The 21,936-nt window shown below is 63.5% G+C and carries 15 protein-coding genes; 4 read left to right on the top strand and 11 right to left on the bottom strand.

What is annotated here, in order from left to right; translation table 11 throughout:
• Positions 1 to 133: 133 nt before the first annotated feature.
• Positions 134 to 1,735 carry an ABC-F family ATP-binding cassette domain-containing protein gene (locus AB4Y75_RS15830; RefSeq protein WP_441436838.1) on the top strand — a complete coding sequence of 534 codons (1,602 nt, stop codon included), beginning with the start codon at positions 134 to 136 and terminating at the stop codon, positions 1,733 to 1,735.
• Positions 1,736 to 1,779: 44 nt separating this feature from the next.
• Here the strand turns inward: AB4Y75_RS15830 and AB4Y75_RS15825 are convergent, their stop codons facing one another.
• A complete protein-coding gene (locus tag AB4Y75_RS15825) occupies positions 1,780 to 2,193 on the bottom strand; it encodes a type II toxin-antitoxin system VapC family toxin (protein ID WP_441436837.1) in 414 nt (137 codons plus the stop codon).
• 61 nt (positions 2,194 to 2,254) lie between these two features.
• On the bottom strand, positions 2,255 to 3,565 hold the full coding sequence (locus AB4Y75_RS15820) for an MFS transporter (RefSeq protein ID WP_441436836.1): 1,311 nt from the start codon (positions 3,563 to 3,565) through the stop codon (positions 2,255 to 2,257).
• Between the two features lie 46 nt (positions 3,566 to 3,611).
• Here AB4Y75_RS15820 and AB4Y75_RS15815 point away from each other — a divergent pair, with 46 nt between their 5' ends.
• Both AB4Y75_RS15815 and AB4Y75_RS15810 read left to right on the top strand, forming a co-directional pair.
• Positions 3,612 to 4,499 (top strand): LysR family transcriptional regulator, encoded by an 888-nt coding sequence (locus AB4Y75_RS15815; protein ID WP_441436835.1) that lies wholly within the window; start codon positions 3,612 to 3,614, stop codon positions 4,497 to 4,499.
• 258 nt (positions 4,500 to 4,757) lie between these two features.
• Positions 4,758 to 5,246, top strand: coding sequence for a peptidoglycan-binding domain-containing protein (locus AB4Y75_RS15810; protein WP_441436834.1), 489 nt, complete (start codon positions 4,758 to 4,760; stop codon positions 5,244 to 5,246).
• Positions 5,247 to 5,347: 101 nt separating this feature from the next.
• On the opposite strand, the gene AB4Y75_RS15805 is transcribed toward AB4Y75_RS15810, so the two are convergent.
• From AB4Y75_RS15805 to pdhA, 3 genes are read right to left on the bottom strand one after another with little or no spacing between them, the layout of a single operon-like run.
• Positions 5,348 to 6,754 (bottom strand): dihydrolipoamide acetyltransferase family protein, encoded by a 1,407-nt coding sequence (locus AB4Y75_RS15805; RefSeq protein ID WP_441436833.1) that lies wholly within the window; start codon positions 6,752 to 6,754, stop codon positions 5,348 to 5,350.
• On the bottom strand, positions 6,754 to 7,839 hold the full coding sequence (locus tag AB4Y75_RS15800) for an alpha-ketoacid dehydrogenase subunit beta (protein WP_441436832.1): 1,086 nt from the start codon (positions 7,837 to 7,839) through the stop codon (positions 6,754 to 6,756). Before AB4Y75_RS15800 ends, AB4Y75_RS15805 begins: the two co-directional genes overlap by 1 nt.
• A 1-nt stretch (position 7,840) precedes the next feature.
• Positions 7,841 to 9,133: a pyruvate dehydrogenase (acetyl-transferring) E1 component subunit alpha gene (gene pdhA, locus AB4Y75_RS15795; protein WP_441436831.1), complete on the bottom strand. Its 1,293-nt coding sequence runs from the start codon at positions 9,131 to 9,133 to the stop codon at positions 7,841 to 7,843.
• A 138-nt stretch (positions 9,134 to 9,271) separates the two neighbouring features.
• Between pdhA and AB4Y75_RS15790 the strand changes: the two genes are divergently transcribed.
• Positions 9,272 to 9,724: an Lrp/AsnC family transcriptional regulator gene (locus AB4Y75_RS15790; protein WP_144628799.1), complete on the top strand. Its 453-nt coding sequence runs from the start codon at positions 9,272 to 9,274 to the stop codon at positions 9,722 to 9,724.
• A 46-nt stretch (positions 9,725 to 9,770) separates the two neighbouring features.
• Here the strand turns inward: AB4Y75_RS15790 and AB4Y75_RS15785 are convergent, their stop codons facing one another.
• The 6 genes from AB4Y75_RS15785 to AB4Y75_RS15760 form a co-directional block, all read right to left on the bottom strand.
• Positions 9,771 to 10,835 (bottom strand): restriction endonuclease, encoded by a 1,065-nt coding sequence (locus AB4Y75_RS15785; RefSeq protein WP_441436830.1) that lies wholly within the window; start codon positions 10,833 to 10,835, stop codon positions 9,771 to 9,773.
• A gap of 207 nt (positions 10,836 to 11,042) precedes the next feature.
• On the bottom strand, positions 11,043 to 14,132 hold the full coding sequence (locus AB4Y75_RS15780; protein ID WP_441436829.1) for a type III restriction-modification system endonuclease: 3,090 nt from the start codon (positions 14,130 to 14,132) through the stop codon (positions 11,043 to 11,045).
• Position 14,133: 1 nt separating this feature from the next.
• Complete coding sequence (locus tag AB4Y75_RS15775; RefSeq protein ID WP_441436828.1) at positions 14,134 to 16,008, bottom strand: site-specific DNA-methyltransferase; 1,875 nt, start codon at positions 16,006 to 16,008, stop codon at positions 14,134 to 14,136.
• Entirely contained in the window at positions 16,008 to 17,960 is a 1,953-nt protein-coding gene (locus tag AB4Y75_RS15770) for a site-specific DNA-methyltransferase (RefSeq protein ID WP_441436827.1), read from the bottom strand. Before AB4Y75_RS15770 ends, AB4Y75_RS15775 begins: the two co-directional genes overlap by 1 nt.
• Positions 17,961 to 17,962: 2 nt before the next feature.
• Positions 17,963 to 18,640: a DUF4391 domain-containing protein gene (locus AB4Y75_RS15765; protein WP_441436826.1), complete on the bottom strand. Its 678-nt coding sequence runs from the start codon at positions 18,638 to 18,640 to the stop codon at positions 17,963 to 17,965.
• Complete coding sequence (locus tag AB4Y75_RS15760; RefSeq protein WP_441436825.1) at positions 18,633 to 21,920, bottom strand: helicase-related protein; 3,288 nt, start codon at positions 21,918 to 21,920, stop codon at positions 18,633 to 18,635. The genes AB4Y75_RS15765 and AB4Y75_RS15760 overlap by 8 nt, the downstream gene beginning before the upstream one ends.
• Positions 21,921 to 21,936: the final 16 nt, after the last annotated feature.

Below are 21,936 nucleotides of genomic sequence, written 5' to 3'. Positions count from 1 at the left end.
AACTCCGTCCTCGCCGCCGACGCCGCCCTTCGCGGCGCACGCGGCCTGTCCCCTCCCCTGACGGCACCATCCGCCTGCGCCGCTCGCCGGCGTCGCGCGTTTCCGTGTGCCCCGGACGAAAAGAGTCCTCCACATGAAATCAGCCATCACCTTGCATGACCTGTCCTTCGCCTGGCCGGACGGCACCCCGGTCCTCAGCCGCGTCAACGGCTCCTTCCCCACCGGAAGGACGGGCCTGGTGGGACGCAACGGCACCGGCAAATCCACCCTGCTGAAGCTGATCGCGGGCGTGCTGACGCCCACCGACGGGCGGATCGAACGCCCCTCCGAGGTCGCGTACCTCCCGCAGCACCTCACCCTGGACCGCGACAGGACGGTGGCGCAGTTGCTGGGGATCGCGCCGATCCTCGACGCCTTGCGAGCCATCGAGGCCGGCGACGTCGACCAGGCCCATTTCGACGCCGTCGGCGACGCGTGGGACATCGAGGCCCGGGCGGCCGAGGCTCTCCACGGCATCGGCTTCGCCGGCGACGTGCTGGAACGCCGCGTCCCGCAGCTCTCCGGAGGTGAAGCGATGCTCATCGCCGTCACCGGACTCCGACTCCGCGGCGCCGGGGTGACCCTCCTGGACGAGCCCACGAACAATTTGGACCGGCCGACCCGCGCCCGCCTGCGGGACATGGTGCTGGACTGGCCCGGCGCCCTGGTGGTCGTGAGTCATGACCTGGAGCTCCTCGAGGTCATGGAGCACACCATGGAACTGCACGCCGGAACGGTGGAGACCTTCGGCGGGCCGTACAGCGCGTGGCAGGCGCACCGGGAGCAGGAACAGGCTGCCGCAACGCAGGCGGCCCAAGCGGCTCAGCAGACCTTGAAGGCGGAGAAGCGGCAGCGCCAGGAGGCCGAGAGCAAACTCGCGCGGCGGGAACGCACCGCGAAGAAGACGCAGCGCGACGGCGGAATCCCGAAGATCCTGGCGGGGAACCGGGCGAGCAAGGCGCAGGTCTCGGCGGGCAACCTGCGCGGCACCCTGGATCAGAAGGTGGCATCCGCACAGGCGGCGGTGGACGCCGCCGATGCGCGGGTGCGGGAAGAGCAGCACGTGAGTCTGGTCCTCCCGGATCCGGAGGTTCCGCGAGGACTGCGCCTCGCCGAGCTGACGGACGGTCGAAGCGAGTTCGTCATCCAGGGTCCGGAGCGGATCGCCCTGATCGGTCCGAACGGCGCCGGGAAATCCACCCTGCTGCAGCGGCTGCTCGCGGGCTCACCCGTCGAACCGGGCAGGCCCGGGGGCAGGCTGCTCACCGATCGGGTCGGCTACCTGCCCCAGCGGCTGGACGGGCTCGACGACGAGGCAAGCGCCCTCGAGAACGTCCAGCGGGTGGCGCCTGAGACGCCGTCGGGCGCCATCCGCAATCAGCTCGCTCGCCTCTTGCTGCGCGGCTCCGCAGCGGACCACCCGGTGCGCACCCTGTCCGGCGGCGAGCGCTTCCGGGTGAGTCTGGCCATGCTGCTGCTCGCGGACCCGCCCTCACAGCTCCTGATCCTGGACGAACCGAGCAACAATCTCGACCTCTCCACCCTCGGGCACCTGGCCGAGGCACTGAAAGCGTACCGGGGCGCGGTCCTGATCGTCAGCCACGACCACGTCTTCCTGGAACGGCTGGGTCTGGACGCCGTGCTGGAGCTGGACGGGAACGGAAGCCTGAGGCGGCGTGCGAGCCTCGCGTCGTGACCTGACCCGGTTCATCCTGTGAGGCGGCTGACGAGGTGGCCGGCTCAGGCGAGCAGCTCGTCGTAGCCGGCCACCGGGACGATCCCTTCGGCGGCGGCGATCAGGCGTTCATCGGCGGTCACGAGGACATCGGCCTGCAGGGACGCCACGGCGAGATACTCTGCGGGCCCGACGTCGTCCCATCCGAGTGCGAGCGCGATCCTCCACGCGGTGGCACGGCTGACGCGATCGCCCAGTAGGCGGATCTTCAGGACGGCCAGACCGGTGAGCTGCGCACGGGCGGCCTTCTCATCCAGCACCCCTTCGCGTGCTTCCCGATAGAGTATCGACAGCACCTCGCTGCGCAGTACCGCCGGGCCCACCAGGGCCCGGCGTGCGCCGAGCGTCGGATCCTCGGCGACGATGCGGCGTGCTGTGGTCGCGTCGATCGCGAAACGGGTGTGTTCCAGGCCGGCCATGAGTTCAGTACACCCCAGCCCGCCGCGGGGGTCCAGGGCTGGGCGGCCGAAGGGTCCGCTGTCACCCGGCCGCAGTGGCTCTCCGCAGCCCCGCCGCATTCAGGACCACCACGATGAGCAGCGCCACGGCGATGCCACAGCTCATCCCGAGCCAGCCCGCGCCGTCGAACGCCACTCCCAGCAGCCAGCCGAGCAGGGACGAGCCCACGTAGTAGGCGATGTTGTACAGCGCACTGGCCTGGCCTCGGAATGAGGCCTCCGCGCGGGCGCCGACCGTGGCGACCGCCGCCGCATGGGACATGAAGTTCCCGGCGGTGAAGAGCAGCAGGCCCACGATGATCGCCGGCAGGAAGTCGAGCAGCATGAGCACCAGCCCCGCACCCATCGCGAGAATCCCGCACAGGCTGGTCAGCGCGAACCCGCGGCGCGTCAGCCACCGCCCGGCCAGCCGCGAGGAGGCGGTGCCGGCGAAATAGGCGAGGAACACCAGCGACGCGAGCGCGGCCGGCAGGGCGAAGGGCGCAGCTTCGAGCCGGAAGGCCAGGAAGTTGAAGACCGCCACGAAACTGCCGGTCACCAGGAACGCCTGCACGTACAGGACGAAGAGCGGCACGGGCCGCAGCGCCTGACGGATGCGACCCGGATCCCGAGCGTCCGCCAGGGCGCCTCCGGAAGGTGCTGGTGCTGCCCGCGGCCGGCGATCCCGGGGAGCCAGCCAGAGGAACAGCGCCGCGGCCAGAAGGCTCAGGAGGCCGACGACGAGCAGTGCCGTGCGCCAGCCGAACCACGCACCGAGCGGCCCCGCCACGAGCCGTCCCAGCGCTCCTCCGACCGTCGTGCCCGAGATGTAGACCGTGGCCGCCACTGCGGCCCGCGAGCCCGCCAGTTGCTCATACACATAGGTGACCGCGAGCACCGGGACAGCGCCGACCGCGAGCCCGGTCAGGAACCGCAGCCCGAGCAGTGCTTCCACGCCCGGAGCGGCGACCGTGGCCAGCCCGAGCACCACCGTTCCGGCCACGGCGATCCGCATGCACTGGAGCCCTCCGATCCTGTCGGCGATCGCGGCCCAGAGCAGCACGCCCACGGCGAGACCGATGGTCCCGGCCGACACGCTGAGACCGGCCGTGGATGCACTGAGTGACAGCTCGCGGGCGATCCCGGGCAGCACGCCCTGGATCGCGTACAGCTGGCCGAAGCTTGCGACGCCGACGGCCAGCAGGGCTGCCATCATCCGGCGGTACCGGCGCTGCTCCGCGAGCTCGTCCCGGGAATCCGCACCACCGGGGCCCGTGACGAGCGGTCGGGCTGAGGATGCCCCCACGACTGAGGGTTCGGAAAGAGGACGACTCACCCTGTCGACGGTACTCACGCTGTGAGGTTATGACTAATGGCATCAGGTTCTAGACTCATTCATCATGGACATGAATCCGCACCTCGTGCGCCAGCTGCTGCCTCATCTGCCGCTCCTGGTGGGGCTGGCACGCACCGGCTCGGTGACGGCCGCGGCGGAGGAGCTCGGCGTCCCTCAGCCCTCCGCCAGCCGTTCCCTGGCACGCCTGTCGGACGTCCTCGGAGTGCCGCTGCTGCATCGCGTCGGGCGCGGCGTCCGGCTCACGGAAGCCGGCGAAGTCCTGGCCGAGGCTGCCGCGACGGCGCTCGCCCGGGTGGAAGACGGCGTCGCCGGGGCCCGCGCGCAGGGCAGCCAGGAGGACGCCGTGATCTCCGTGGCGTACCAGAACGTCCTCGGTGAGACGTACGTGCCGCGGGCCATCGCACGCCTGAGAACACGCCACCCGACGGTCCGCTTCGAACTCAGCCACGGCGCCCGCGCCGCCTGCATCCGCCAGGTGCGCGGCGGGGAGGTGGATCTCGCCGTCGTCGCGGATCCGCCGCATGTGGAGGATCTGCGGACGGTCGAGTTCTTCACCGAACCCTTGGTGGCCGCCATGAGCCCCCAGCACCCGCTCGCCCATCGCGGGAGACCGGTGACGGTGGAGGATCTGAAGACCCAGGACCTCATCATCCTGCGCCGTGGCTACGGGCTGCACGACTCCGTCCACCGGATTCTCGGGACCCGCGGTGAGCTGCCGAACGCAGTCTTCGAGGTGGATGACACGCGCGACGCGCGGGGCCTCGCCGCGGCGGGGCTCGGCGTCTCCGTTCTGCCGCCCGGTCTGGGGTCCGGGCTCGAGGTCGCCGAGGTCCCCATCGATCACCCGGCAGCGCGACGGGTGATCGGCGTCGTGACGCCGCCACGGACCACGGCGCTGGTCGACGAGTTCGTCAGCGTCTTCCGCGGCTGACCCTGCCGTGCCCGGAGATTCATGGCGACTCGCCCCTGACGTGGGGCGCAGAACCGATGGACCCTGCGCCGCGTGATCGGCGGCACCGACCCATGAACCCCCGTCCTTGGCGTGAGGGCTGGTTGCGGCTGCCGTCGTGATGCCGACAGCACTCCGCCGTAACTCCTGGTTTTCTGCCGCCGAACCCGTGACCCCCGGGGTTTCAGGCACTAGTCTGACCGCACGGAGCGGAGACGACCGCTCGGATCAGGGAGGATCATGATGAAGATCAAAAAGAGTCTCGCAGCGGGCGTGGCAGCGCTCGCTCTCACCGGGCTGATGTCGGCCAGCCCCGTGGGCGCGGCCAACGCCTACAGCGGCACCACGGGCAAGGGGTGCACCGCCTACCAGTACTCTCGCGGCGGGTACGCCACCTGTGTCGGCCACATCCAGCGGATGCTCAACGGGATCAGGGCCGCGTACGGCTCCCAGTACGGGGGATACAGTCTGACGGTGGACAACAGCTTCGGCGCCAACACGGAGACCAATGTCCGCCGCTTCCAGCAGTGGACCTACCTCACCTCGGACGGCATCGTCGGCGCCAAGACCTGGAACCAGCTGTGCAGCTACGCCGGACAGGTCAATTTCTCCTACTCCGACGTCGGAGCGGCGAAGAATGCCGCCTGGCAGGCCGCCTACGATGCCGGCTGCTACGTGGAGAAGAAGTCGTCCACTCCCCCGTACTACACCACGATCTCCAAGTACTGAGCTCTCCAAGTACTGAGGCCCTTCCGTTGCGTGCTCAGTTGTTGCGGGTATTCGGTGTCCCGACCCGCAACTACTGAGCACGCAACGCGCCCCCGGCACGGCTAGAGGTCCGCCAGGACCGTGCCCGGGCTTTCGATCGCGTCCGCGACGTACCGCAGGAAACCGCCGGCCGTCCCGCCGTCGCACACCCGGTGATCGAAGACGAGCGAGAGCTCCACGACCCTTCGCACCGCGAGCGCCCCGTCGACCACCCACGGCCGGTCGATGATCCGCCCGACGCCGAGGATCGCCGCCTCGGGATGGTTGATGATCGCCGCGCTGCCGTCCACGCCGAACACCCCGTAGTTGTTGAGGGTGAAGGTGCTGCCCGAGAGGTCGGCGGGACTCGCCTTCCCTTCGCGCGCGACGCCGGTCAGCCGCTTCAGCTCCCCGTCCAGTTCGCGGGCGCTGAGCCGGTGGGCGCCCCGGATGTCCGGGACCACCAGTCCGCGCTCGGTCTGTGCCGCGAACCCCAGGTTCACGCCGTCGAAGGCGACGATCTCCTGGCCGCCGTCCTCCGCTGTCTCGATTCGGGTGTTCAACTCGGGATACTTCGCCAGCCCGGCCAGCACGAACCGCGCGATGAACGCCAGCAGGCTCGGCGCGTTCTCCGGGTCGCGCCGCTTGAGCCCGGCGCGGAGCTCGACGAGGTCGGTCGCGTCGACGTCCACCCAGACCGTCGCCTCGGGGATCTCGGTGCGGCTGCGGACCATCGCCTGGGCGATCGTGCGCCGCAACCCCCGCAGCGGGGTGCGGGTCGCGATCGGCAGGCCGGTCGAGGGGTCGGTCGACGCATCGGTGCCGGCGACGCCGGTGCCCTCGGCGGCGCCCTGGCCCACCGAGGTGACGGCCGCGGCTGCCGCGGCCGCCGCGGCACTGGCCGCCGGCGAACCGATTGACGCCTGCTCGACGTCCCGTCGCAGGATCAGCCCGTCGGGACCGGAACCGGCGAGGGTGTGCAATGCGACGCCGAGGTCCCGGGCCAGCTTGCGGACCAGTGGGGAGACGACGCGGACGGCGTCCACGGACTCGCGCTCCGCGGGAGCCGGCGACACCCGGGGAGTCTCCCCGGCTGCGGCGAGCCCTGCGGGAGCCGCGGTCTTGCGCCTGCGGGACCGGCCGCCGTCGGTCGATCCCGAGGTGCCGTAGCCGATGAGGACGTTGCCAGAGCCGGCGCGCTCCTCGGTCCGATAATCCACCGCCGTCTCGATGACCGGCTCGGCCGAAGCGCCGCCCTCGTCGATGCTGATGAGGGGCTTGCCGACGTCGAGCGTCTCGCCCTCCGCGCCGTGCAGCACGGCGACCGTCCCCGCGAACGGCGACGGCACCTCGACCACGGCCTTCGCGGTCTCCACCTCGGCGACGGGCTGGTCGATCGTGACGGTGTCCCCGACGGAGACCAGCCAGCGGACCAGCTCCGCCTCGGTCAGGCCCTCCCCCAGGTCAGGCAGCAGAAACTCGCGGCTCATCAGTCCTCCCACTGCAGTTCGTCGAGGGCGTCGAGGATGCGATCGACGCCGGGCAGGTACCAGTGCTCGAATTTGGGCGCCGGGTACGGGATGTCGAAGCCGGTGACACGACGGACGGGCGCGGCCAGCGAGTGGAAGCAGCGTTCCTGCACGCGGGCGACGATCTCGGAGGCCACGGAGGCGAAGCCCTGGGCCTCTGCCACCACCACTGCCCGGCCGGTCTTGCGGACCGAGGCGCAGATGGTCTCGTCGTCGAACGGGACGATGGTCCGCACGTCCACGACCTCCACGCTCCGCCCCTCGGTGGCCGCGGCCTCTGCCGCGGCGAGCGCGGGCGGGACGGCGGGGCCGTAGGCGATGATCGTCGCGTCGGTTCCGGGGCGCACGACGGCGGCCCGGCCCTCCTCGCGGACGCCCGTGGCACTGTCTGAGCTTGCCCCCTCGAACGCCTCGCGCAGCGCGTCCAGGTCCACGGATTCCTTGGACCAGTACAGCTTCTTGGGTTCCAGGAACACCACGGGGTCTTCGCTCGCGATGGCCTCGCGCAAGAGGAGGTACGCGTCCGCGACGGTCGACGGCGTGAAGACCTTGAGGCCCGGAGTGTGCGCGTAATACGCCTCGGACGAGTCGCAATGGTGCTCGACGCCGCCGATCCCGCCCGCGTACGGCACCCGGATGACGAGCGGCAGGGTGATGCGTCCGCGGGTGCGGTTGTGCATCTTGGCGACATGGCTCGCGATCTGCTCGAACGCCGGGTACGCGAAGGCGTCGAACTGCATCTCGATCACCGGGCGGAGGCCGTTCATGGCCATGCCGAGCGCCATGCCGACGATCCCGGATTCCGCCAGCGGCGTGTCGAAGCAGCGCTGCTCGCCGAACTCCTTCTGGAGCCCGTCGGTGATGCGGAAGACGCCGCCCAGCGTGGCCACGTCCTCTCCGAACACGACGACGCCGGGATCGGCGCGCATCGCGTCCGCCATGGCGGTGGTGAGGGCCTTGGCGAAGGTCACGGGGCTGTGTCCTTCAACAGACGGCCCGGCGGTCGCGGCCGCGCGGGCAGCTGCCGCTTCTGCGACGGTGCTCATCTCAGCGCTCCTTTCGGGTGTCGGCGGTGGCGGCGGCGTCTGTGCCGGCTGCGGCGCCCTCGGCGTCGCGTGCGAGCTCGTCCGCCAGGAAGGCGGCCTGCTCGCGCAGCTGCGGAGTGGGCTCGGTGAAGACGTAGCGGAACAGGTCCTGCGGGTCGATGTCGGGCTCCACGCTCAGCCCCTCGCGGAGCCGCTGGGCCACCTGCTCGGCGTCGTCCGCGAAGGCGGCTTCGACGTCGTCGGTGAGCTGGCCGGCTGCGCGGAGGTAGTGGCGCATGCGGTTGAGCGGGTCCTTGGCCGCCCACGCCTCGACCTCGGTCTGGTTGCGGTAGCGGGTGGCGTCGTCCGCGTTGGTGTGGGCCTGCATACGGTAGGTGTTCGCCTCGACCAGGAGCGGGCCGGAGCCGGAGCGCGCCAGGGTGACGGCGCGGTCGAGGACGGCGAGGAGCGCGACGAGGTCGTTGCCGTCGACCCGCTCCCCCGCCATGCCGTAGCCGACGGCCTTGTGGGCGAGCGACGGCGCCGCGGTCTGGTGCGCGAGCGGCACCGAGATGGCGTACTGGTTGTTCTGCACGAAGAAGACGACCGGCAGGCGGAAGACGGCGGCGAAGTTGAGGGCCTCGTGGAAGTCGCCCTCACTCGTGGCGCCGTCGCCGCACATCGCGAGGACCACGGTGTCCTCGCCGCGGAGCTTCGCCGCATGCGCGACGCCGACCGCGTGCAGCAGCTGCGTGGTGAGTGGGGTGCTCTGGATGCCGACGTGGTGGGCGTGCGGGTCGTAGCCGCCATGCCAGTCGCCACGGAAGATGGTCATGGCCTCCACCGGGTCGACGCCGCGCGTCATGACCGCGACGGCGTCACGGTAGGTGGGGAACATCCAGTCACTGTTTTGGAGGCACAACGCCGCCGCGACCTGGCATGCTTCCTGCCCGTGGCTCGACGGGTAGACGGCGAGGCGCCCCTGGCGGACGAGCGCCGAGTTCTGGTCGTTGACCCTGCGCCCGACGACGAGCCGGCGGTACGCCTCGAGGAGTTCCTCGTCCGGCGGAACGGGGTACTGGTGGCCGGGACTGGAACCGCGGCGGTCTTCGGGGAGCATCGTCCCGTCCTCGGCGAGGATCTGGATCTGGCCGTGGACCGGGAGCAGGTAGTCCTCGATGCTGATGCCGAAGTTCTGGACAGCTTCCTGGAGGCTCGTGCGGGTGGGTTGTGGCTCGTCGGTTCCCGGCGCGACGACGCCGGCCGCGGCCTGAGTGGACCGGCCGCCTCCGGGCGGGCTGACGGAAATGGTCATGATGCCTCCTTGCAGCATGGTCCTGACAGCGAAGTGTTGGGATCAGTATGGTCCGGAGGATCGTTTCGTATCCACGAATCGGCGGAATCCTGGAAATGTGGATTCGAAAGTGAGTATCTTGTAGACGGAACATCAAATATGAGCTGGATCACAGGAGGTCCCGTGGACGAAGTGGACCGCGCCATTCTCGCGCTGCTCACCGAGGATGCCCGCCAATCGGTGACGACGATCGCGGAAAAGGTGCACGTCTCCCGGGCGCACGCCTACAACCGCATCGCGAAGCTGCAGGACCAGGGCATCATCACGGGCTTCACCACCAAGATCGACCCGCTCAAGGCAGGCCTCCGCTCGAGCGCCTACGTGACGCTCAAGGTCCGCCAGCATTCGTGGCGCGAGCTACGGGCCAAGCTCAGCGACATCCCCGAAGTCCACCATGTGGCACTGGTCGGTGGGGACTTCGACGTGATCCTGCTGGTTCGGGCGGTGGACAACGCGGACCTGAGGCGGGTGGTGTTCGACCAACTGCAGAACATGCCGGAGGTGCTGGATACGCAGACGTTTTTGGTGTTTGAGGATGTTGAGGTGCGGTGAGGGTGCTGGAGCTTCGGTCCACCGCCGCTCATTTGGATTGACCCTCTCAGGTCAGCATCCATACCCGCTTCAACGGCAAGCGCGTCTGGATGTCTTCCGGCAGGCGATCGTAGACACGCAGGACAGCCTCAACGATGTCTTCCGCCGTCCATGCACGGAGCCTGAATTGCTGCCCGTAGACCGTCGCCTTCGCTGCGCTGGAGAGCCCACCCCATGCGACGATGAGGCCCTGATCAGCCCCCTGGGAGTGGAGAACGCCAAGGAGGTCCCGAATCACCGGGTCTCCGATCTGCCCTCCGGACTTGACTTGCACAATGATCCTCGGCGAATCCATCCCGAGCGGCCCCTTGCCCGCCACGATATCGATGCCTCGATCGGGCCCAGGAGGCGCCATCTGGCAGGTGAAGCCATCCACCTCCAGGACTGCCTTGATGAGTCCGGTGAGATCATGCCCGACGAACGTTTCTTCAATCCGTGCGCTGATGCGGTCCCGCGCCACTTCGAGAATGTCGACCTCGTCGCCTTCGGACTGCTCCAGCACTTCTTCAGGGTTCACATGGGCCAGCACGATGGCGCTGCGATTGCCGCTTGACCCGCCCGAGACGAATGCAACCAGACCCGGATCGTCCTGGCCGCTAAGCAGACGAGAGAGCCTCTCTACTGCGTGGCCGCGGGTCGGTGAGAAGACGGATAAGGCGCTTCCGAGGGTATAAAGCAGGTCCTGTTTTACCTTGGAGCGTGAGACATCGGTGTGGATCCAGTCCACGCCCACAACGTGGCGCTTCTCCGGGTCAGTCTCATGCGTCAGATACCGATATCCGCTCGTCACCCGGCCAATTGCGAGCTTCTGTGTGGTTTTAAGTGGCATCACCATGATGTCGCCCGGCTTGATCCGGTCACGGATGGCCCAGACTTGCCCCACCGAGTTCGCCACGGCGCCGGGCGTCCTGTCTGAGTAGATCTCAGCCAAGAGCTCACCCAGCTGTTCGCGTGATGTCACCGAAGTGAGGTCCGGAACCTCGCCCCATCCTCCGCCCGAACACTGATTCGCGATGGCCCAATCGTCGCGCTCGCCATATCGACCGGATCGAATCACCCAAGCGTTTGTCACTGTTACTCCTGTTTCATCGCACAGTTACTCAATGCGGCACCTCGCGGTTGCAGGAGTAGCCGGGGTTCGGGCTGTGGTCTCTGGATAAGCGTCCAGGTCTCCTGAGGATGGAAATTCCTACACTGTCGATCCGAAAGGCCTCGACGCGCTCAACGCTACCTTCGCAGGACCCCGATTACACCCTCGCTCGGTCATGTGCCCGATCTGTCACTTTCCCACCAGTTCCATCAGTGTGTCGAAACTGTCGACCTGCTTGTAGACGACCTCTCCCTTGCGTTGCGCGGTGAGCGCCTCGAAGAAGCGGGTCGCGCACCTGATCTTCGCGTCCTCGATGCCCTTGAGTTCCAGGCTAGACATCGTGCCCTTGGTCTCCGCCACGAAGTAGACGTGCTTGACCGAGCCTTCTTCGAAGGCGATCGCCCAGTCGGGGTTGTAATCCCCTACTGGCGTCGGAATGAAAAATCCTCTCGGTAGCTTCGCGTAGACCGAGACCTCTTTGCTCGTGTCGAGTTTCTCGACGAACTCGCGTTCGACTTTGGAATCCGTCACCACGTAGTCGTAGACGTGCTTGGTGAGCTTCTCGCCGGCCTTTCGGAAGTCCTGTGATGACTGATTCTCAGTGAAGATCGCCGTGTCGAAACGGTCCTCCAGAGCATCGTAGGTGAGGTGCTCGACGATCACGGTCGCCTTCTCCTCATTGATCAATCGTGCGGTCTCGGTGATGAACTGCTCCGGGTTGAGCCGGAACTTCCCAAAGGTGTCCGGACGGATGCCCCGCAGAATCGCGGACACTGTCCGCCGAGTGAGCTGGGTCTTCTCCGTGATTTCGCCCAGCAGGTCGTACTTCACCGAGGAGGTGGCCGTGATCTGTTCGGTTTCCCGTGCGTGGCTAGCGACCTTGAACGCCTTACCGGTCTTCAGCTGTTCCGCGTCGAGCCCGGCGAGCTGATTGCCGTGTTCCACGACGTACTGGAGGCCGGTCACGTTGAGCTTCGAGTCCAGGGCCGCGATGGCCTTGGCGATCAATTCGTTCGAATCGAATTCCACCTGGTAGACGGCCCGGTGGTTGATCCGGCCCCAGAGCTCCTTGAACTCGCGCTTGGCGAAGTTCGCCTCATTGAGCGGGATCTTCTTCATGGCACGATCGTCGCCGCCGATCATGGACACGTCGAGATAGAGTGCGTCGACCAGGGGCCACACAAAGTCGATGACGGACGCCAGGATCGGCGAACTGGGAACTGCGAGTATGCCGTTCTCCTTAGCTTCTTTGTAGGCCTCCGAGATGGTGTCGTCGTCGTTGATGTAGTCGTTCTTCACGAGGTACTTGTACAGGGCGGTAGCGACTTCCTTCTCCAGCTGCGACTCGCCGTCGGGCGTCTTGATCGTCTTGCCGGTGAAGAACTCGATCGACGCCTTGCGCGGACGCGAGGCCAGGGACTTGGAGATCTCCTCCTGGAGGCCTTTCACGAAGTCGGTGTAGGACTCGTCGGTGACGACGGTCAGCTCGTTGATCTCGTGGACGGTGATCGGGTTATCCCTCCGCTCACCGTGTTGATCAACCGCGAGACGTAGACCTCGGCCGATCTCCTGACGGCGGGAGACGGTGTTGTCGGACTTCTTGAGCATGCCCATGACGAACACGTTCGGGTTGTCCCAGCCCTCGCGCAGTGCAGAGTGAGAGAAGATGAACCGGACGGGCTCGGCGAAGGAGAGTAGCCGTTCCTTGTTCTTGAGGATCAGGTCGTAGGCATCGATGTCCGTGGACTGACCCTTGTCATCCCCTCGGCCCGAGACGTTGCCGTCGATCTGCCGCTTGGACTTCTTGTCGATCGAGAAGTACCCCTTGTGGACGGCGTCCACCTCGTCGCGCTGGAGGTACTTCATGTACTCGGCAGTGGCTTCATCGAGTTCGAGTTCGCCGAGGATCTCGGCGCGAATGGCTTCGTACTCTTCCTCGAAGGTCCGCGCGTAATCACCGAGGGTGTCGCCATGGGTGTCCTCTCGGCTGTAGTCGCGGTACTTCACGACCTCGTCGATGAAGAAGAGCGAGAGCACCTTGATGCCCTGTGAGAAGAGTTCACGTTCCTTGGCGATGTGTGCCCGGATGACCTCCCGGATTTGGATGCGACGCTTCGAGTCCTCGGTAACGTCCCGGTCAGCGAGCTGGCCGGCGGTGACAATGTCGCCGTTGGAAAGTTCCAGGATGTCGCGGGTGGCATCGATGTTCGTGATGAACAATGCCTGGCCCTCAGGCTTGTAGGCCTCGACTCCGCCGGAGAGATCGTGCAGATTAGTGCCCTTCTCTACGATCCTGGTCATCCGCTTGATTGGTCCGCTCTTGGTCTGGACTTCCAGCTCCACACGTGCGGTCGGGGCGGCGCCCTTCTTCAAGATGATGCTGTCGAGGTACAGGTAGGTCGAGGACCCAGCCAGTCCCTTTACGGTGATCCCGCGGACGGCGATCTTCTTCACGAGCTTCGCGTTGTAGGCGTCCAGAGCATCGAGGCGGTGAACTTTGGTGTGTTCGACTTTGTGGGTCGCTGAGTAGCGCAGTACTGCGAGTGCGTTGAACTCGGCGAGAGCCTTGAGCGACTTGTCTGCACTGATCTTCTGCGGTTCATCGATCACGACAATCGGACGGTTGGCCTTGATAACGTCGATCGGGCGCCGTGACTGGAAGTCGTCCAGCACATCGTAGATGCGCCGCTGGTCCTTGCCCGTGGCATTGAAAGCCTGGATGTTGATGATCATCACTTGGACTCCGGCATCGGAGCTAAAACGTTCCAGCTCATGCAGTTGCTTGGAGTCATAGATGAACGAGCGCGGTTTGGTCCCGTAGAGCGACTGGAAATGGTCCGCGGTGACGTCGAAGGTCTTCTTCACGCCTTCACGGATCGCTACAGAGGGCACGACGATGATGAACTTCGACCACCCGTACCGCTTGTTCAGCTCCATGAGTGTCTTGATGTAGACATAGGTCTTTCCGGTACCGGTTTCCATCTCCACGTCAAGATTCGGAGCACCGGGAGCAGCCTTCGAGTCCTTCAATTCCGAGGACAACGGAAGGTTCCGTGAGCTCTGGACCCGGTGCACGTTCTCCAGCAACTGGGCGCGCGACAGCTCGATCGGTGCATTTGCCAGGCCGGAATCGTCGAAGATCCGGTGCTGACCCGCACTCAGTACGCCGGGGTCGATCCGGTAAGAGGTACCGTCCCGGCGTGGCTGGCCGGCGAAGACGTCGACCACGGAGTCGACGGCGTCGGTCTGGTACTCCTGAACCTTGAACTGGAGTTTCAAATCAGATGGTCCTTACCTCTGTGCTGGGAGAGATCTCCTTGAAGATCTGTTCCGCGTTGATCCGCGCCGCGTCCGACTCGAACGCATCGTCACGGAAGACAGCACGCAGCGGCTCACGCTCGGCCAGAGCCCTGACTACGGACGAGGTCACAGTCTCTGCGAAGCAGGCGAGCAGTGCGTCGTCATCTACGGCGAAGACTTCGCGCCCCTCGATCTCCTCACGCACGATCGGAACCGTGAGCTCAAGGCCCCAGTCGAGCAGAACCTCGAAGAGGAGGTCCTCACCGTTTCGGTCTGGCTTGATACTCGATTCGAGCGAGTCGAGGGTCCTCTGATTGGTGACTTCCGGCGCGCGGAGGACATCCGAGAAGTTCGTGGCATCGATCGCAGTCATTCGATACCCGAGATCGGACGGACTGCCCGCAGGAAGCTGTTCAGAAATTTCAGCAGCGACGTTGCGGAGACGCATTGTGCTCATGCCCACGATCGAATCGAAATCGGGCTCCGGCGTCCGCAGAGGTTCATGAACCTGAACGGCTATGAACTGACGGTTTCCTCCATCAGCCGCGTTCTGAGCGATAACGGCATGGGCTGTGGTTCCGCTTCCCGAGAAGAAATCCAGAATGATGTCGCCATCAGACGAGTTCGTAGCGAGCTGAAGGATCCGCTGGATAAGCTGAACCGGCTTGACCGAGTTCAAGACGTTTTCAGTATGTTCAAAGGGCACATACTTCAGCAGAGTCTTCTTCGCGTCTTGGGTATGGCCCACCTCAGAATACGGCCAGAAGGTCTGCGGTGTACGACCTTCAGTCATCTCGGCCAAGAACCTCTTTAGTCGAGGCATATTGCCGCCATCCTGACCCCACCAAATGCGACCTTCTGCGTCTAGAGACCTAAACTTGTCTTCTGAAATTCCCCAGTAGCGTCCCTTCGGAGGACCTTCAATAATACGGCCAGAAGGTGTGGCAACAGGGTAGATTCCAGCACTATAATAGTTTCGCGCCGTCAAGTTATCCGACTGCCAAGGACCTCGAGGGTCATTGTCAGGATTCTTGTACCGCGCATCCATTTCAGTAGTTCGAGGAAGCTTATTTGGATTCCACCTATTTTTGTCCCGCGCATAACAAATGATGTAGTCATGGTCCTCGGAGAACCACTGAGCCGAGTTCTTTGGAGAATAGACCTTCTGCCAGATGATCTGCGCCACGAAGTTCTCCGCACCAAACACCTCGTCGCAGATCTTCCGCAGATTATCGATTTCGTGATCATCAATCGAGATGAAGATTGCGCCATCGTCCTTGAGCAGGTTCCGGGCAAGCTTCAGTCGCGGATACATCATCGACAACCAGTCGGAATGGAACCGGCCGTTCGTATCTGAGTTCGTGACCAGGCGAACTCCGGCGTCATCCTTCAATCCGGAACGCGTCAGGAAGCCTTCCACCGTCTCCGCAAAATCATCGTCATAGATGAAGTCTCCACCAGTGTTGTAGGGCGGGTCGATGTAGATCAGCTTGACCTCGCCCAGATACGACTCCTGAAGCAACTTCAGTGCATCGAGGTTATCGCCCTCGATGAAGAGATTCTTCGTCGTGTCGAAATCAACTGATTTCGCACGCACCGGGCGCAGAGTCTTCGCGATCGGAGCGTTCGCCGCGAAGGCGGCCGCACGTTTGCCGGGCCAGTCGATCTGGTAGCGCTCCTGTGGCCCCTCAACAATGTGATCGCTCAGTTCCTGACGCAGAAGATCGAAGTCGATCAATGGGACCACGTTCCCGTCGGCGTCATATGCTTCAGTAACGACGTTCGGGAACAGTGCCGCAACCCGCTCGACGTTGCGGGCGGTAAGGTCGGGTGAGTGCAGTGTGTGCTTCTCCATCACGCACCGGCCCCGGTAAAGGATGCAGAACACGCCAAAACACGCCCACGCGATTTCGCGTGGGCGTTCTCGGACCGGTGTTGCGACCAATCAGATCGCCCTGACCTCGGTGAGCGGTGAAAGCTCGCGGAAAATCTGTTCTGCGTTGATCCGTGCCGCATCATGCTCGAACTCCTCGTCGAGGAAGACCATGCGTAGCGGCTCGAGAAAGCCCCCCCCCCCCCCCGAGTTTTGAGTTTTCTATTGCCAATACACATCACTAGGGCTCCCTGCTCAACGTCATAGATTTCGAATCCGTCGCGTTCTTCGCGAGTGATCGACAAGCTCAGTTCCAGGCCTGCATCGAGCATGGACTGGAAGAGCAGGTCTTCGCCCGTGCGGTCAGGTTTGATGGTGGACTCCAGTTGAATGAGGTCCAGCTGACCCAGCTCCTCGGCCGCGCGAAGGACACTTTCCTTCGACGCACTGCTTACCTTCATAGCCCTGAAGCCAATATCAGAGCTACTCCGAACCTCCCTCCCAGCACGACGAATTCTGTCTCGTGAGATTTCTGCAATTGACTCATACCCGCCTTTTGCAGCATCGGTCTGAGCGCCAGGCCTTTCATCCAACTGCACCACGATGTACCTGCGATTTCCGTGGTCGAGGGAATTCTGAGCCATAACGGCATGTGCAGTAGTTCCAGAACCAGCAAAGAAGTCCATCACGATGTCATGCCTGTCGAATTGTGTAGCCAACTGCACAATGCGTTGGATCAATCGGACTGGCTTTGGAAAGTCAAAGTATGTTGGTCCGTTCTTGTCGAACAATGCTCGAACTTCGCGAGTTCCTTCCTGCGTATGGCCAACTTCAGAATTCGGCCACCATGTCCAAGCTGATTTTCCTTCCCGCTCACTCAGGTAAGTCTTGCGCCTAGGTATTCCTTGCCCCTCCGGTCCAAACCAGAATCGCCCGGCAGCAACCTGGGCTCTATATTCCGACTCAACGTTCATCCAACAACGACCTGGAGGCGGCGAAACCATCAGCCCGGCGGGTGTTCGGATCTCATACATTTGATTTGGTCGATATCCAGGAGCTGTGAAATCAGAGGATACCCAAGGTCCACGCGGGTCATTATCCGGGTTATTAAAGGCACTCCGATCTTTTTCGCTCAGCGGCAGAGGTCGCAGAGCCTCGTCAATGTTTTGCGCGTCACGCGCATACACGACTACATATTCATGACCAGCCCCAAGCCGCTTCCGCGCTTCTGGAGAAGTACGCTTTTGCCAAACGATCTGAGCAACAAAATTTGAATCGCCGAAAACTTCATCAGCAAGGCGCCGCAGATTAGCAACCTCGTTATCATCAATAGACATGAAGATGACGCCGTCATCGGTCAGTAGGTTTCGTGCGAGCTTCAGGCGCGAGTACATCATGCTGAGCCAATCCGAGTGGAACCGGCCGTTCGACTCCGAGTTCGCCACCAGACGCTCCCCGGACTCCGACACCTGCTCGGACCTGGTAAGGTAGTCCGCCGTGGACTCCGCGAAATCGTCTGCGTAGACGAAGTCGTTGCCCGTGTTGTACGGCGGATCGATGTAGATCAGTTTGACCTTGCCCAGGTACGACTCCTGAAGCAACTTCAGCGCGTCGAGGTTATCGCCCTCGATGAAGAGGTTCTTGGTCGTGTCGAAGTCGACCGACTCCTCACGCACCGGCCGCAAAGTCTTGGCAATCGGAGCGTTCGCAGCAAAAGCAGCCGCACGCTTACCAGGCCAGTCCAGCTGGTAGCGCTCCTGCGGCCCCTCAACGATGTGATCGCTCAGTTCCTGACGCAGAAGATCGAAGTCGACCGAACGCTGGATGCCACCTTCAGCATCAGTGGTTTCAGTGACTATGTTCGGGAACAGTTCCGCGAGTGCGTCGATATTGGCCGCGGTCAAGTCGCGTGATGTCATGCGGATCTTCTCCACGGTTACCTCTGCTGTTCTCGTTGGGCTTGTTTAGTCTTGAGTTGACGACGGACCTCGACCTTGCGGTTGAGCTGTACCTCGGTGCGAAGCTTACGCTCCAAGGTCGCGATCTCGCGGTCCAGCCGGCGGATCGCTTCGAGTCTCTCAGCAACCTCTGATGGAGTTTCTCCGGCCCGTGTCTCCACTGGTGTGAGCGGCTCCAGCAACGAGGCATAGAGCATCTGGAGGTTGATCGCAGTAGGAAGCGCAATGCGCTCCTGAGCGAGCGGCATCCAGCCGGTTGAGTAGTAACTGCTCAGCTTCGGAACACCGGCACCCAGTTGCTTGTGTGCCGCGGCCATGCGGATGACACCATTGCCGCTGCCCAGCTCGGCAGTGGGCCTGGTGACCTCGAAGACGAGCGGGCGTGGAATGGCCTTGTCGATGGCGGTCAGGACACTGTCGGAGAGTTCGCCGTCCTTCGTATCGATCCGAAAGACGCCAATCTCCACGAGGTCGTCCACGCCGGGGACGTTGACGGTGTCCACGCTGAGTTTGTGGGTCCAGGTGATCTTGGCGACCTCGGAGACGAACTTCTCCTTGGTCCCGGTGGGAACGGTGCCCTGGGCGTAGAAGCGTTCCTTGGGGATCCGGGTTCCGACGGCGGCGTTCGCCGGCCATGCGAAGAGCACATCAGTCATGGGCTACAGCCTGGGCGGGGTCGAGGACTGCGATGAAGGCGATGAGTTCGAAATCGTAGAGCCCGGCGATGGTGTTCTTCAGCGCGGTGGTCATGCCGGGAGTGAAGAGGCTGTCGATGTCGCGTTCGTCGTTGAGCTCGATCATGGAGCTGATCGCGTCGGTGAGCAGCTGTGAGTAGACGCCCATCTCGGCGCCTTCGGCGGTGGCGGCKTTGAACGCCGCCACCGCCTCGGGAACTGGTTCGTCGAAAGGTCGGCATCCGGCACGGAGCAGGTCGAGCAGGTGCTTGGCCTCCGTGTGGTCGGCCACGACCTCTCCGTGCTGATCGACGTAGATCAGGTAGTAGGGGTGCAAGCGGTTGCCCCGGGCATCGTCCTTGCCCCTAAGCTGGTCGGCGTCGGCCTGGATGTTGCGCAGCGCGAAGATGACACCAGGTTCCAGTCCCAGATCCGGGTTCGCGGGTACGACGGCGTGCAATCCCTTGGGTGTACCGGCAAGGTCTCCTACCTGACGGGTGTAGCCGAGCAGGTCCATACGGAAGTCGTTGAGCCCGAGGTCGGTGATGGAAACTCCGGAGCGCACGTCTTCGAGTTCGATGACGTCGTCTTGGAGCTTGCGCAACTGCTCGCGGCGATAAGTGGCCTCGGCGCTATTCGGGTCCAGGACATTGTCGTCACCGGTTCCTGCGAGGTCGGCGATTCGCATGCGGTTCTCGACGCGGTCCTTGAGATTGATGTACTCGTCGAGGCTAATGTCTGGCCAGAAGTTGATGAGCTGGATAAGGTCGTTCTTCGAACCGATGCGATCCACGCGCCCGAAGCGTTGGATGATACGCACGGGATTCCAATGGATGTCGTAGTTGATAACAGTGTCGCAGTCCTGGAGGTTCTGACCTTCGGAGATCACATCGGTACCGATGAGAACTTCGATGTCACCGGACTGTCCTCGCATAATCTGGTCACGGTGCTTCGAGACCGGAGAGAACATAGCCATGATCTGTCCGAAGTCGTAGCCCTTGCCCAGAGTGGTCTTCGCCCCGCTCGGTCCACCGGTGATGACACCGGTGTGCAAGCCGGCAGCAGCCAGCGAGGGTCCAAGTTCGCGGTAGAGGTAGGCGGCGGTGTCCGCGAACGCGGAGAAGATGAGGATCTTCTGGTTTCCCGGGTTGATGGGGTACACGGCCTTATTGGCGACGAGTTCCTTGAGCTTACGCAACTTTGAGTCGTGATCCGGCGTGATCGCGGACATGGCGCCGATGAGTTCGCGGAGTGTTTCGCGGTCGTGCCACAGGTCGGCCTGATAGCGATCGACGTCGAGGTCTTCGAGCTCGATCTGGAGCTCACCGATCATGAGGGCCTCGAACCCACCGGACTCAGAGTCGTCCAGGTCCAGATCAAGGTCAGTGTCTGTTGACCCGGCGTTGCTGACCGTACCAGTTCCGGAGAGTTGACGGAGGCGGGTGTCTATAGTCTGTTCGATCTTAGCCAAGGTAATGCGGAAGGCGTCGACACTGGATTCCAGGCGTTTGAGCAGGTTGACCGTCATCAGCTGCTTGATTCCCTGTTCGCGGCCGGCCTGGTCGAGGTTGCCCCGGGCGTTGCCTTCAGTGGAGCGTGAGGCGTCCTCGTATTTGGCGCGGCGGGAGGGGAAGACATAGCTCAGTGGTCCGTAGACGCCAAGGTTGAGCATCTGGATCTGTTCGAAGATCTCGCTGAAGTTCGGCGCGGTCGCCAGATCGGTCAGAGGTTCCCGGATGGCCTGGGGCGACAGGCGTTTGGGAAACGCGCCAATAGTAGAGGTGTCGTAGAACGCCTCGATGTGCTTGCGGGACCTGGCGATCGTCACAGCATCGAGGAGCTCGAAGAAATCGAAATCGAGCATCGAGAGGATGCGGTCGGTCGTCCGTTCTTCGGGGTCGAGCTTGGACCAGGTGTTGAAGACGGTCTGTGCCTCCTTGAACACGCTCTCCACGCTGGATGACAGCTTCAGATCGGTGCTGAGCTGTTCCGAGTCGCCTTCGTAAGCGAGCTGAAGCTGGTTCCTCAGATCGTTGAAGCGGTTATTCACCGGAGTGGCCGAGAGCATGAGTACCTTGGTCTTCACACCGTCCTTGATGACCTGCCGCATGAGGCGCTGGTAGCGCGACTCCTTGCCCTCGGAGTAGTCCGCGTTACGGAAGTTGTGGGATTCGTCGATAACAACGAGGTCGTAGTTACCCCAGTTGATCCGGTCGAGCTGCAAGCCGCCGATGGACTGGCCCTTATTCCGGGACAGGTCCGTGTGCGCCAGGACGTCGTAGTTGAAGCGGTCCTCGTGGAATAGATTGGTGGTGTAGTTGGAGTTGTATGTCGTCCAGTTCTCGGCGAGCTTCTTAGGACACAGCACAAGCACGGACTTGTTGCGCAGCTCGTAGTACTTGATCACCGCGAGGGCGGTGAAGGTCTTACCCAGGCCGACCGAGTCGGCCAGGATGCAGCCGTTGAAGGTTTCGAGCTTGTTGATGATGCCAGTGGCGGCATCACGCTGGAAGTTGTAGAGGCTCTGCCACACCTTGGTGTTCTCGTAACCGGTACGATCGTTGGGCAGCGTGTCCTCGGAGATGTCATCGAGAAACTCAGCGAAGAGGTTGTAAAGGATCAGGAAGTAGATCCGTGCCGGGGAGTTCTCCGCGTAGACGGCGGCGATGTGGTCATGAACGGCTTGGGTGACATCGGTCACGTGCCCGGGGGTATTCCAGATCTGGTCGAAGGTGTCGACGAACTGCTTCGTCTGGCTAACTTCGTCGATTTTCATCACGAAGTTCGACATCCGGTTACCCCGGTCATAGCCGAGATCCGCAGTTGTAAAGCCTTCCGGCGAAAGATAGACCGTCTGGTCGTCAATGAGAGTCATCGGCTGAATTTGTCGGCCTGTGGCGTTGGACCGGAACCGCACCTTACGGCGTACCCATTCTGCGCATTCCTTCGCGATCGCGCGCTGGGTTAGCTTGTTACGCAGGCGAACTTCGAACTCCGTGCCGTGGAGCTCGGATTCAGCATGTCCCGCGGGTATGAAGAACTCTCGACGTTCTTTGCGAATCTTGCCGCCCGCATCGGACGGCAAGAACGACGGTGACGTGAAGATGAATTCCAACTCACTGATCTGCTCGAGCTCGGCTCTGAGCGCTTCAAACGCGAAAATCGAGAAGGCGGATGCTGCGATACGGATCTTCGAGCCCGGTACGATCTCAGCCCTGAGGTCCTCACCGAGAAGGTCATTGACGTTGTCAATGGTCCGCATGCATCCCCCACGAAGT

The sequence above is a fragment of the Arthrobacter sp. RAF14 genome, from assembly GCF_052114185.1.
Lineage (GTDB): Bacteria > Actinomycetota > Actinomycetes > Actinomycetales > Micrococcaceae > Arthrobacter_E.
The sequence above is the reverse complement of the archived record's forward strand: the minus strand, read 5'-3'. Positions and strand labels throughout refer to the sequence as shown.